Raw genomic sequence first — 13,645 nt, 5'->3', positions numbered from 1 at the left:
CCGCTAGGTTCTAACCTAGCGGGTTTTTAGTATGTTCTAGAAAATGAAGGACATCCTAAAAACGTTCACAATCTGTCAAATATTTTGGTGGTAATTGATTGAAATTGAAAGATTGTGATTGATTTATGGAATCGTTTGCAGTAATATATTGTTCAAAGGGGTGATGAATATGTTAACTCCAGAGAGACATCAATTAATTTTAAAAATCTTAAAAGAACAAAACACCGTGAAAATACAGGATCTTGTTGATTTAACAAATAGCTCTGAATCAACGATTCGTCGTGATCTTACTCAATTAGAGGAAGAGAAATTCCTAAAAAGAATTCACGGAGGTGCTGCACTACTCCAAGGAAAACTGCAGGAAATGAGCATGACAGAAAAATCATCCAAAAACCTTCAAATGAAGAAAGAAATTGCTCATTTTGCAGCAGGCTTGGTGGAAGAAGGCGATTGTATTTATCTTGATGCAGGCTCGACTATTTTTGAGATGATTCCATTCTTACCAGATAATATTGTCGTTGTAACAAATGGATTAATGCATGTCAGTCCAATAATGGAAAAAGGAATTGACCTTTTTCTCGTCGGTGGTCAAGCCAAGAAGAAAACCGGAGCCATCATCGGACGGGGTGCATTACTAAGTCTTGAAAACTATCGGTTTGATAAATGCTTTATGGGAGTAAACGGAATTCATCCTCAGTATGGATACACTACGCCAGACCAGGAAGAGGCGATGATTAAACAAAAAGCAATCGAATTATCGCGCGAGGCATTTGTATTAGCCGATGACTCAAAATTCTCGGAAATTGCTTTTGCGAAAATTGCCGATCTGCATGAAGCAGTCATTATTACAAACGAAATGAATCATGAATCGATAGAAACGTACCATAGCAAAACTACAATTAAGGTTGTGACAACATGATTTACACATTAACTTTAAATCCTTCAGTTGACTACATTGTCCAATTAGAAGAATTTCATCCAGGTGAGTTGAATCGCTCAAGCCGAGAAGACAAATTTCCTGGTGGCAAAGGCATAAATGTTTCAAGAGTTTTAAATGTAATGGGTGTACCTAGTAAATCCCTTGGTTTCATTGGTGGTTTTACTGGAAAGTATATTGAAGATTATCTTCAAAATGAATCAATCTCTACGGATTTTGTTCAGGTGAAAGAAGATACAAGAATCAATATTAAGGTTAGAACAGAAAAAGAAACAGAAATCAATGCAAAGGGACCTAACATTCAACAGGCTGATTTTGATGCATTAAAGGAAAAAATTAAAAAATTAACCCGTGAAGATGTCCTTGTTTTAGCAGGAAGCATTCCATCGACATTACCAAAAACGACCTATGAAGAGCTTGTTAAGATTTGTGCTGAAAATGGGGCTGGATTTGTTGTCGACGCTGAAGGTGAACTGTTAATGAAGGTATTGCCGTATCATCCATTTCTGATTAAGCCTAACCATCATGAACTGGGAGAAATTTTCGAAGCTGAAATAACAACCTGTGAAGAAGCGGTTTATTATGGGAAAAAGCTCGTTGAAAGAGGAGCTCAAAATGTAATCGTTTCACTTGCAGGAAGTGGGGCAGTTTTTATCAACAAAGAAACAGTATTGATCGCTAATGTTCCAGGTAGGAGAAGTGAAAAGTTCAGTAGGTGCTGGTGACTCTATGGTAGCTGGATTTTTAGCGAAATACAGAGAATCAGGTGATTTTGACGCTGCTTTTCAATATAGCGTCGCATCAGGTAGTGCAACGGCCTTTTCAATTGGACTTTGTACGCTTGATAAAGTAGAACAATTACGCCATGAAGTAAACATCCAACCATACAAGGAGAGAGCCTAATGAAAATTACTGAATTATTAACTCAGGATACGATCACTCTATCAATCCCAGGCACGACGAAAGAGTCAGCGATTGATGCTCTTGTTACTGTACTTGACAAAGCTGGTAAACTTACAGATAAAAATGCATATAAAAAGGCTATTCTAGCAAGAGAAAGCCAAAGTACAACGGGAATTGGGGAAGGTATTGCAATCCCACATGCAAAGACGACTGCTGTGAAACAAGCAGCGATTGCCTTTGGAAAATCAACGCAAGGCGTAGACTATCAATCTCTTGATGGCCAGCCTGCCCATTTGTTCTTTATGATTGCAGCCCCAGAAGGTGCAAACAATACTCATTTAGAGGCGTTGTCTCGTTTATCTTCTATATTAATGAATGAGGATGCACGTGAAAAGTTACGAAATGCTAAGACTGCTCAAGAAGTGATCTCGATTATCGATAGCTATGATTCCCAGGATGAAAAAGAAGAGCAAAGCATGGCGGGTAAAAAGCAATTTATCGTTGCTGTAACGGCTTGCCCAACTGGTATCGCCCACACTTATATGGCTGCAGATTCCCTTCGAGCGAAAGCAGCTGAACTGGGTGTAGAGATTAAAGTTGAAACAAACGGTTCTGGTGGAGCGAAGAATGTGTTAACTCAAGAAGAAATTGAAAATGCAACAGCGGTTATTGTTGCAGCGGATACAAAAGTGGAAATGGCTCGCTTTAAAGGAAAGCATGTCATTGAAACGGCTGTTGCTGATGGAATTCGCAAACCTCAGGAATTAATCAACCGTGCTGTAAATCAAGATGCACCGGTTTATAAAGGTTCGGCTGGAGATGTTTCTGAGAATAAGTCTGGTTCACAAAAAGGCTTAAGTGTAGGCGCGACCATTTACAAGCATTTGATGAGCGGTGTTTCCAACATGCTTCCGTTCGTTGTCGGTGGTGGTATCCTCATCGCCATCTCGTTCATGTTTGGTTATAAGGCATTTGACCCAAATGATCCGACCTATAATGTGATTGCTGAAGCTCTCATGACCATTGGTGGCGGAAGCGGAGCGTTTGGATTTATTGTACCAGTGTTAGCTGGTTTCATTGCGATGAGTATAGCAGACCGTCCTGGATTTGCACCTGGTATGGTTGGAGGAATTTTGGCAGCAGCAGGTGGTGCAGGTTTCCTTGGTGGAATGATTGCCGGCTTCTTAGCAGGTTATTTAGTTGTCGGATTGAAAAAAGTGTTAAGTGGTTTACCTGCTTCTCTTGAAGGAATCAAAACTATCCTTTTATACCCTTTGTTAGGGATTGCATTGACAGGATTCATCATGGTATTCGGAATTAACAAACCAGTTGGTCTTTTAAATAGTGCAATTACAGAGTGGTTATCAGGAATTGGAACTGGAAATGCAGTAGTACTTGGAATTATCCTTGGTTTAATGATGGCATTTGATATGGGTGGTCCTGTTAATAAAGCAGCATACGTTTTTGGTACAGGTTTATTAGCAAACGGTGTTTATGAGCCAATGGCAGCAATTATGGCTGCTGGAATGGTCCCACCTCTTGCAATTGCAGTAGCTACTACTCTATTTAAAAATAAATTTACAAAACAAGAAAAAGATGCTGGTAAAGCAAACTACATTATGGGTCTATCGTTTATCACTGAGGGTGCAATTCCATTTGCAGCTGCTGACCCAGTACGTGTTATTCCATCCGTAATGGCTGGAGCAGCTGTAACAGGTGCATTATCGATGATGTTCGGCATCGGAATTCGTGCTCCACACGGCGGAATGTTCGTTGTTCCTCTAGTGGATGGCAACTGGCTCCTGTATTTGTTAGCCATTTTAGCAGGAACAATGGTCAGTGCATTGCTAATCGGTTTCTTAAAGAAACCAGTTACAGAATAGAAGACATAGACGGCAGCGATGATTCGCTGCCGTTTTTCTGTGTGGATCGTCTAAGAGGAAGGGCGAGTGCATGTATGTGTCGGTGGTGGATATGGTTGTCGAACTTTGTCAAATGGCAGATATTTGGTCAAAACAGGTGGATAAAATACGAAAACAGGCGGTGAACCATTAATACAGGCGGATATTCAGGCGAAACAGGCGGATATACCCAAAAGAAAATCAATTAGGACAAGAAATTAACAGCAGCTAACTTCAATGTCCCTTTTTCCGCACACTTCAACCGCACAAGCACGGAAAGGTTTTCTATTGTTTTCAGCGTTTTTTGGCTTTATACTATTATAATGTGTATGTGATTTGTCACTAATGGAATAAATGGGATGTACGTGATATTTTTTTTGTTCCACCTAGTCAAAAAAGAGAGGGAAATCACTCATAAACTGACGAAAGTAACACTTTATTGTAAAATGGAAGGAGCAATACAGGAACATGAATGAAAAGCAACGTTTAGAAGGTCAACAAGTGCAGGGTGCTAATTCTTCGGACAAAAAATCCGACAAGGATTACAGCCAGTACTTCGAAACCGTAATTACAGCTCCATCGTTAAAAGATGCGAAATCTCGTGGGAAGGAAGAAGTTAAGTATCATAATGACTTCAAAATTCCTGAAGAATTCCGCGGTATGGGTGACGGAAGAAAATTCTACATTCGCACCTACGGCTGTCAAATGAATGAGCATGATACAGAGGTTATGGCGGGAATCTTTTTAAGCCTTGGCTATGAGCCTACTGATTCTGTTGAGGACGCCAATGTCATTCTATTAAATACGTGTGCGATCCGCGAAAATGCGGAGAACAAAGTATTTGGTGAAATTGGTCACCTTAAAGCTTTAAAGACTGAAAAGCCAGATCTTCTTCTTGGTGTATGTGGCTGTATGTCACAGGAAGAATCCGTCGTCAATCGAATTCTTTCCAAGCATAACTTTATTGACATGATTTTTGGAACGCATAATATCCACCGCTTACCACATATTTTACAAGAAGCGTATATGTCTAAAGAAATGGTTATTGAGGTTTGGTCGAAGGAAGGTGACGTAATTGAAAATCTTCCGAAGGTCCGCCGCGGTAACATCAAGGCATGGGTAAATATTATGTACGGCTGTGATAAATTCTGTACGTACTGTATCGTACCTTTTACGCGTGGAAAAGAGCGTAGCCGTCGACCAGAGGACATTATTCAAGAAGTGCGTAATCTTGCTGCACAGGGATATCAGGAAATCACCTTACTAGGCCAAAACGTGAATGCATATGGTAAGGATTTTAGCGATATGAAATACGGTCTTGGCGATTTAATGGATGAAATTCGCAACATTGGCGTACCACGAATTCGCTTTACAACAAGCCATCCACGCGACTTCGATGATCACTTAATCGAAGTTTTAGCGAAAAAAGGCAACCTGATGGAGCATATACACCTGCCAGTTCAATCCGGATCAACCGAAGTATTGAAAATTATGGCGAGAAAATACAATCGTGAGCAATACCTTGAGCTTGTTCGAAAAATTAAAGCGGCGATTCCAGATGTAACCCTAACCACAGACATCATTGTTGGATATCCGAACGAAACGGATGAGCAATTCGAAGAAACGTTATCATTATATCGTGAAGTAGGATATGAAGCTGCTTACACGTTTATTTACTCTCCTCGTGAAGGAACACCTGCTGCCAAAATGGTAGACAACGTTCCGATGGAAGTGAAAAAAGAACGGTTACAACGCCTAAACAACCTTGTAAATGAACTATCAGCTGAGGCGATGAAACAATATACGGGCCAAATTGTAGAAGTACTAGTTGAAGGGGAAAGTAAAAACAACTCAGATGTTTTAGCGGGCTACACTCGCAAAAATAAATTAGTAAACTTCACCGGTCCAAAAACGGCAATTGGTAAAATTGTTAAAGTGAAAATTACCGAAGCAAAAACATGGTCATTAAACGGAGAAATCGTAGAAGAATTTGAACCAGTCGAGGTGTAGGAGTATGGGGAAGTATACAAAGGATGATATCGTCGCAAGAGCAAAAGAACTTGCACAAATGATTTCTGAAACAGAAGAGGTTGATTTTTTCAAAAAAGCAGAAGCAAAAATCCATGATAATGAAAAAGTTGCGCAAACAATTAGCACCATTAAAGGCTTACAAAAACAAGCTGTTAATCTTCATCATTATGGAAAAGAAAATGCGTTAAAAAATGTCGAGGACAAAATTGCTCAGCTTGAAGCAGAACTAGATGAAATTCCAGTTGTTCAAGAATTTAAGCAATCTCAAATCGAAGTCAATGAATTGCTGCAAATCATTGCGTCAACTATTTCCAATACAGTGACAGACGAAATCATCACCTCTACTGGTGGAGACCTACTTCAAGGAAAAACTGGAGCTGCGCTCGAGCACGATCATTGTAACCACTAAAATTCATATTGTAAAAACCAGATGGCGATGTTTCATTCGCGTCTGGTTTTTTATTTTTGGAATCTTTTCGGGACAATCGAATTTTCGGAACCACTCTTCGTAAAAATCATACTATGAACTATGCCTAAACTTTTACCGCAGGGGTTAAAATTGTCGCACACTAGTCTAATATCTCGCATAGGATGAATTGAAAATGAATGAGGAGGTTCGCTCGCAATGGGAGAATACAGAGAGATTATTACGAAAGCGGTTGTGGCGAAGGGACGTAAATATACACAGTCTAAACATACAATCTGCCCTGATCACACACCGTCCAGCATTCTCGGCTGTTGGATCATTAACCATAAATACGAGGCGAAAAAGGTCGGAAAAACTGTAGAGATCCACGGTACTTATGACATTAACGTTTGGTACTCATATTGTGATAATACAAAGACAGAGGTAGTAACTGAGCGTGTAAGCTATTCAGATACCGTGAAACTTAAACACCGTGACCCAGGCAGCTTCGATGATCAAGAAGTAATCGCACGTGTCCTACAACAACCGAATTGCTGCGAGGCAGTGATTTCACAGAGTGGAAGCAAAATCGTCGTCCACGTTGAAAGAGAGTTTCTTGTTGAGGTAATCGGTGAAACAAAAGTTTGTGTAGCCGTTAGCCCAGGAAAATGTGGCAATCATGAAGATGATTGGGGAACAGATCTTGATGATGAATTCAAAGATTTAAACCCAGATTTCCTCAAGGAAAAAAGCGAAAAGAAAAAATAAGCAGAAACTAGGAAGGTCTTGCTTCCTAGTTTTTTTTGATTGGGGGAGACATCGTGTTGGTGTATCCCGAAAAAGTTAGCATGGAAACGGAAAACGGGTATGGTGCCCGCGTCCCCCGAAAAACCGCTTGAGCGGTATCGATAAGCCAGCTATCGTGCCCGTGTCCCCAAAAAAACCGCTCGCTCGGTAACGATAAGCCAGCTATCGTGCCCGTACACCCCAAAAAACTGCTCGAGAGGTAACGATAACCCGGCGATCGTGCCCGCGCACCCCAAAAAAACGCTCACCTGGTAACGATAAGCAAGTTAACTCGCGCGAAACCCAAAATCCACCAATCCAATGCGAGCAACCAACCTCTTCACCCCAAAATCCCCACACCATAAAAAAATAGGTAAAGGTTTCTTATCTCCATCAATATTTCAGTATGGTATAATTAATTGTCGAAAAAGAACTGATAGTTTAAGAATGTTGGAGGAAATTATGGCAACCTATACGCCGATGATACAACAATATTTACAGGTGAAGGCAGACTACCAAGATGCCTTTTTATTTTTTCGTTTAGGAGATTTTTACGAGATGTTCTTCGATGACGCGATTCGCGCATCACAGGAACTTGAAATTACGTTAACGAGCCGTGAAGGCGGGGGCGATGGGAAAATCCCAATGTGCGGTGTCCCTCATCATTCAGCTCCACAATACATTGAACAATTAATTGAAAAAGGCTACAAGGTCGCAATTTGCGAACAAACCGAAGACCCGCGTCAGGCGAAGGGAGTCGTCAAGCGTGAGGTCGTTCAACTGATTACTCCAGGAACGATGATGGAGGGCCGTGGCCTCAGTGAAAAAGAAAACAACTACCTTGCATCGATTACGATTTTTGAAGACGACGAAACGTACGGCTTTGCTTATAACGATTTGTCCACAGGAGAAAATCGCGTTGCCTTACTAGCAGGTAGCTTTGATGAAGTGCTAAATGAATTATCGATCTCAGGGGCGAAGGAAGTCGTTGTAGCTTCGACGTTCCCAGAAGAGCTGCAGCGGAAAATTCGCGAGCGGGCAACCGTCACAATTTCGTTAGAAGATGATGTAGCAACGCCAACCCATTACGAACCACTCTTGCAAAACCTAGACCAACCAAAAATGCGTCAAACCATATCAAGACTGCTAAACTACTTATACCGTACGCAAAAAAGAAGTCTGGATCATTTACAACCTGGTTTTGCCATATCAGATTCAACAATTTATGAAAATCGATTATTATTCGAAGCGCAACCTTGAATTAACAGAAACAATCCGCTCAATAGGCAAGAAAGGCTCGCTGCTCTGGCTATTAGACGAAACGAAGACGGCTATGGGTGGCCGCCTCCTGAAGCAATGGATTGATCGCCCTCTGATAAGCCGTGATGAAATCGAGCGACGTCATTCCCTTGTCGACACGTTTTTAACTCATTATTTTGAACGTCAGGACCTTCGTGAAAAATTAACCGAGGTATACGACCTAGAACGACTTTCCGGTCGAGTCGCGTTTGGAAACGTCAATGCACGTGACTTAGTTCAACTCAAACGTTCACTTTGGCAAATCCCTGCCATTAAACAATTAGTAGGGAGCTTACCGAACGACACAGCCACAACACTGGCACAGCAACTTGATCCCTGTGAAGAAGTAACCGACCTACTTGAACGAGCTTTAGTGGAAAATCCGCCAATCTCTCTAAAAGAAGGAAACATCATTCAGGATGGCTACCATGAAGAACTCGATCGTTATCGTGATGCGAGTCGGAACGGCAAAACATGGATTGCCCAATTAGAACGGCAAGAGCGCGAAAAAACAGGCATTAAATCACTGAAAATTGGCTATAACCGTGTGTTTGGTTATTATATCGAAATCACAAGAGCCAACCTGCATCTACTTCAAAACGATCAATACGAACGTAAGCAGACGCTATCGAATGCCGAGCGCTTTATCACTCCTGAATTAAAGGAAAAAGAAGCATTAATATTACAGGCTGAAGAAAAAATCGTTGAGTTAGAATACGAGCTTTTCACAGAAATTCGTGAAAAAATTAAAGAATATATCCCAAATTTGCAGGCACTGGCCAAACGCATTAGCGAGCTGGATGTACTGCAGTGCTTTGCGACGGTGAGTGAAGAACGCCATTACGTGAAGCCACAGTTTTCATCTGAACGGAAAATCTACCTAAAAGACGGCCGTCATCCTGTTGTCGAAAAGGTTTTGAATGCGCAAAGTTACGTTCCAAATGATTGCTACATGGACGCAGAGCGTGAAATCCTGTTGATTACGGGGCCGAATATGTCAGGTAAAAGTACGTATATGCGTCAGGTCGCATTAACGGCGATCTTAGCGCAAATTGGCTGCTATGTCCCGGCAACAGAAGCTGTCCTACCGATTTTTGACCAAGTATTTACGAGAATCGGTGCAGCGGATGACCTAATTTCCGGTCAAAGTACCTTCATGGTTGAAATGCTCGAAGCGAAAAATGCCATTACAAACGCAACGGCATCCAGCCTGATTTTATTCGATGAAATCGGCCGTGGAACCTCAACCTATGACGGAATGGCGCTAGCCCAGGCAATGATCGAATACATCCATCATCGCATCGGTGCAAAAACCCTATTCTCAACCCATTATCATGAGTTAACCGTACTCGATGAAGCGTTAGACATGTTGAAAAACGTCCATGTCAGTGCGGTTGAGCAAAACGGAAAAGTCGTCTTCCTTCATAAAATTAAAGAAGGAGCAGCCGATAAAAGCTATGGAATTCATGTGGCCGAGCTTGCTGAACTGCCACAAGAGGTTATCAGCCGCGCCAATGAAATCCTCCAAGCGCTCGAGCATAAGGACGAACAACAGGAACAGAAGAATTCAGCGCAAGTAGTTAAGCTAGTAAATTCGCAAGTTACGAATCCAACAGAGCAGCAAGATCTAGTTCCTATGAAAAATAAAGAAGTTGAGCAGCCAGCCCAAGTGGGAGATGCGCAACTTTCATTTTTTGACGAAATAAAAGAACCAAAAAAGAAAGACCTAAATTCCAAAGAACGCAAAGTTCTCGACCAGTTAAAAGAAATGGATTTACTTGAGATGACGCCACTTCAGGCGATGAACATGTTATATGAGCTTCATAAGAAAGTTAAAGGGTAACTGTCCGCAAAGCGTACTGTCGCTCCAATCAACAATCAGATTAACACACTTTAATAAATCAGCACGGAGGTGAGCAATCATGGGAAAAATCATTCTGCTGGATGACGCTCTATCAAATAAAATTGCCGCAGGTGAGGTTGTCGAACGGCCTGCCTCAGTTGTAAAGGAATTAGTCGAAAACTCAATCGATGCAGGTAGTACCATCATTGAAATTGATGTGGAAGAGGCAGGTCTTGCAAAAATACGAATCATCGACAATGGAGCTGGAATCGAGGAAGAGGATGTCCTGATTGCTTTCCAACGCCATGCAACGAGTAAAATCAAGGATGAGAAGGACTTATTCAGAATTCGTACACTAGGATTTCGTGGAGAAGCCTTGCCAAGTATCGCCTCTGTTTCACGGCTTGAAATCAAAACGTCAACAGGTTTGAGCGCGGGAACCAGCGTCGTTATTGAAGGCGGACACGTTGTCGCGAATGAGAAAGCACCGAGTCGAAAAGGAACAGACATCACAATTAGTGATTTATTTTTTAATACGCCTGCGCGGCTAAAATATATGAAGACGATTCATACCGAATTAGGGAATATAACCGATCTTGTTAACCGCCTTGCGCTAGCACATCCCGAGGTTTCGTTTCGGTTAATTCATAATGGCAGGCAGCTTATGCAAACAACAGGTAATGGTGATGTTCGCCAGGTTCTTGCCGCAATTTACGGAATGAATATTGTGAAAAAAATGATCCCGATTAGCGGTTCTTCATTAGATTTTACGATTGATGGCTATGTGGCATTACCTGAAATAACGAGAGCTTCAAGAAATTATATCTCAACGATGATCAATGGTCGTTTTATTAAAAATTACTCCTTGGTCAAAGCAATCCAAGAAGGCTACCATACTCTGTTACCGATTGGCCGCTTTCCAATCGTTATGATCAACATAAATATGGATCCGATCCTTGTTGATGTGAATGTCCATCCATCTAAGCTTGAGGTTCGATTAAGCAAGGAGCAGGAATTAAATTCGTTAGTCAGTTGGATTATTAAGGATGCATTTAAAAGTCAACAATTGATCCCATCTGGCTATACAGCGCCAAAAATCGAAAAGCCAAAATCGGAGCAAACCTACTTAGAACTTGATCATTTACCTTCTGAAACAGAATCGATGCGAGGTCAACAATCAACAGGTTTAGGTGAGAACAAGCGGGATACGGCTGAACAAAATGCGTCATCCGCACCTCGTTCTCCGCAAAGTGATACTGGGAATGTTAGAGGCGGCGGGTTTTCTCCACAAGTGGCCGAAGCAGTCGCCAATCTTGTGATGATGAATAGTGGGGGAGCATTTGCAGCTCCGAAGTTTGCACCTAGTGAATCTCGGGATTCTGTACATCGCGAAGTTGCGGTCGATCAACAGACTGCTAAAGAAAATGAAGGATCCTTAGACCGAGTTAATCAGCAAATTCCTGTTGAGCATCAACATGCCGACGAACGCAATGATGTTGAAGAAGATCATTTCGATGGTACTGATGAACAATCAGGCGAGGACTATTACACTGATTCAGTTCCTCAGCCGTCACATCACAATCAGGTTTCCGTTCAACCCGTCCATCAGCAGGTTGCCTCACGTGTTCCACCTCTCTATCCAATCGGGCAAATGCACGGAACCTATATTTTGGCGCAAAATGATAAGGGTTTATATTTGATTGACCAGCATGCGGCACAGGAACGGATTAAGTATGAATATTATAAGGAAAAGGTCGGACAAGTAGATAGTGAGTTACAAGAATTGCTTGTGCCGATGACCTTTGAATATTCGTTAGATGAAGCGTTGAAAATTGAAGAGCATAAGCACGAGCTCGAAAAGGTTGGCGTGTTTTTAGAGGAGTTTGGTATCAATAGCTACATCGTTCGGGCACATCCCGTATGGTTTCCAAAAGGGGAAGAAAAGGAAATTATTGAGGATATGATTGAGCAGCTTTTAATAATGAAAAAAGTTGACATTAAAAAGTTGCGTGAGGAAGCGGCGATTATGATGAGCTGTAAGGCGTCGATCAAGGCTAATCATCATTTACGAAACGACGAAATACAAGCCTTGCTCGATAAGCTAAGAACGACATCCGACCCATTTACCTGTCCACATGGGCGCCCAATTATCATTCATTTTTCAACCTATGAATTAGAAAAAATGTTTAAAAGAGTAATGTAAATAGAAGAGGCTGCAGGGAAGAAAATCTCCTTGCAGCCTCTTTATTTTGTTATTTTGAAAAGTTAGGCGGAGGAGTAGCGCGGCGCCTGTTTATTCGCTTAATTTGCGATTTATTCGCTCCAATCGTGAATTTATTCGCCTGAATTCACGATTATTCGCCGAAACGAGGAATTATTCGCCTAGACTCACGATTTATTCGCCCACCAACAAAACTCGACCAACTTAACCTTCCTTACTCGCAGCATGCAATAAATTAAAATAACCTAGTGCTTTACCAGCTCCAAGGACGACCGATTCAAACGGTTGAGGAGCGAGATGGACGGGAACGGAAATTTCTTGGCTTAACCAATCTTCAATTCCATGAAGTAATGAGCCGCCGCCAGTTAATATAACACCACGGTCGACGATGTCTCCGCTTAATTCTGCAGGACAGTCCTCAAGTGTTGCCCGGATCGCTTCTAAAATCGCTAATAACGATTCCATCAGCGTTTCGTGAATGCCCCGTGAGGACAACGTAATCGTTTTTGGCAATCCGGTAACTAAATCGCGACCGCGAACCTCCATCGTCATTTCCTCATGATTTGCTAGTGCGTGCCCAATTTCCATTTTGATTTTCTCGGCTGTTCTGTCGCCAATGAGAAGATTATAATTCTTGCGCACATATTGAATGATATCGTCATCCATTTGATCGCCAGCGATCTGAATCGAATGACAGGCGACAACTCCACCATAGGAAATAATCCCGACCTCTGTTGTACCACCGCCGATATCAACAACAACGTTGGCAACCGGTTCGTCGACCGCTAAGCCCGCTCCGATTGCCGCAGCTACTGGCTCCTCAATCAAATGAACCTTTTTCGCTCCTGCGCTACGAACAGCATCCTGAATCGCGCGCCTATCGACACTTGTTGAGCCTGAAGGGGTACACACAATCACATTTGGCTTTCGAATGGTGAAGCCACCAATCTTCCCTACTTTTTTCAAAATATATTTCAGCATGTCTGTTGTAACGTCATAGTCTGCAATGACCCCATCCTTTAATGGACGAATTGCTGCGATATTTTCCGGCGTTTTGCCGATCATTTCTTTGGCTTCAATCCCGACTGCCAGTACCTTTTTTGTGTTTTTATCAATCGCCACGACAGCTGGTTCGTTAAAAATGACTCCTTTATTCTTAGAAGAAACAAGGATATTTGCTGTTCCTAAATCTATACCAATTTCTGCAGTTGTAATCATAATGTCTCTCCCTATCAAAAAAATATATTTAGCCTTTATATGCTTCTGTCGAAAAAGGTAGGATTAAGGGGGTTGATATACAGTTGTTAACGGTTTGTTA

General features: G+C 41.8%; 7 protein-coding genes and 2 pseudogenes. 8 read left to right on the top strand and 1 reads right to left on the bottom strand.

The window, feature by feature from the left end:
* Window positions 1-169: 169 nt before the first annotated feature.
* The 8 genes and pseudogenes from RGF10_RS17705 (at window position 170) to mutL (ending at window position 12,309) form a co-directional block, all read left to right on the top strand.
* On the top strand, window positions 170-919 hold the full coding sequence (locus RGF10_RS17705) for a DeoR/GlpR family DNA-binding transcription regulator (RefSeq protein ID WP_318504354.1): 750 nt from the start codon (window positions 170-172) through the stop codon (window positions 917-919).
* Window positions 916-1,840, top strand: a pseudogene (pfkB, locus tag RGF10_RS17700) (1-phosphofructokinase). Before RGF10_RS17705 ends, pfkB begins: the two are co-directional and overlap by 4 nt.
* A complete protein-coding gene (locus tag RGF10_RS17695; RefSeq protein WP_318504347.1) occupies window positions 1,840-3,723 on the top strand; it encodes a PTS fructose transporter subunit IIABC in 1,884 nt (627 codons plus the stop codon). The pseudogene pfkB and the gene RGF10_RS17695 overlap by 1 nt, the downstream one beginning before the upstream one ends.
* Before the next feature lie 486 nt (window positions 3,724-4,209).
* The gene (gene miaB, locus RGF10_RS17690) at window positions 4,210-5,751 is read left to right on the top strand and encodes a tRNA (N6-isopentenyl adenosine(37)-C2)-methylthiotransferase MiaB (protein WP_318504340.1); all 1,542 of its coding nucleotides are present in this window, start codon (window positions 4,210-4,212) and stop codon (window positions 5,749-5,751) included.
* 4 nt (window positions 5,752-5,755) lie between these two features.
* Complete coding sequence (locus RGF10_RS17685; protein ID WP_318504334.1) at window positions 5,756-6,181, top strand: YlbF/YmcA family competence regulator; 426 nt, start codon at window positions 5,756-5,758, stop codon at window positions 6,179-6,181.
* Between the two features lie 216 nt (window positions 6,182-6,397).
* Entirely contained in the window at window positions 6,398-6,946 is a 549-nt protein-coding gene (locus RGF10_RS17680; protein ID WP_318504328.1) for an outer spore coat protein CotE, read from the top strand.
* Window positions 6,947-7,426: 480 nt separating this feature from the next.
* Window positions 7,427-10,106: pseudogene (gene mutS, locus RGF10_RS17675) on the top strand (DNA mismatch repair protein MutS).
* Window positions 10,107-10,185: 79 nt separating this feature from the next.
* Window positions 10,186-12,309, top strand: coding sequence for a DNA mismatch repair endonuclease MutL (gene mutL / locus RGF10_RS17670; RefSeq protein ID WP_318504324.1), 2,124 nt, complete (start codon window positions 10,186-10,188; stop codon window positions 12,307-12,309).
* Window positions 12,310-12,531: 222 nt separating this feature from the next.
* Here the strand turns inward: mutL and mreBH are convergent, their stop codons facing one another.
* Window positions 12,532-13,545, bottom strand: coding sequence for a rod-share determining protein MreBH (mreBH, locus tag RGF10_RS17665; protein ID WP_318504319.1), 1,014 nt, complete (start codon window positions 13,543-13,545; stop codon window positions 12,532-12,534).
* Window positions 13,546-13,645: the final 100 nt, after the last annotated feature.

It is taken from the genome of Bacillus sp. T3 (assembly GCF_033449965.1).
Taxonomy (GTDB): Bacteria; Bacillota; Bacilli; order Bacillales; family Cytobacillaceae; genus Bacillus_BU.
The sequence above is the reverse complement of the archived record's forward strand: the minus strand, read 5'-3'. Positions and strand labels throughout refer to the sequence as shown.

Excerpts from the sequence above, each read along its gene's own strand:
- RGF10_RS17705 (WP_318504354.1), top strand. The coding sequence starts at position 170 with ATGTTAACTCCAGAGAGACATCAATTAATTTTAAAAATCTTAAAAGAA.
- RGF10_RS17695 (WP_318504347.1), top strand. The coding sequence starts at position 1,840 with ATGAAAATTACTGAATTATTAACTCAGGATACGATCACTCTATCAATC.
- miaB (WP_318504340.1), top strand. The coding sequence starts at position 4,210 with ATGAATGAAAAGCAACGTTTAGAAGGTCAACAAGTGCAGGGTGCTAAT.
- RGF10_RS17685 (WP_318504334.1), top strand. The coding sequence starts at position 5,756 with ATGGGGAAGTATACAAAGGATGATATCGTCGCAAGAGCAAAAGAACTT.
- RGF10_RS17680 (WP_318504328.1), top strand. The coding sequence starts at position 6,398 with ATGGGAGAATACAGAGAGATTATTACGAAAGCGGTTGTGGCGAAGGGA.
- mutL (WP_318504324.1), top strand. The coding sequence starts at position 10,186 with ATGGGAAAAATCATTCTGCTGGATGACGCTCTATCAAATAAAATTGCC.
- mreBH (WP_318504319.1), bottom strand. The coding sequence starts at position 13,545 with ATGATTACAACTGCAGAAATTGGTATAGATTTAGGAACAGCAAATATC.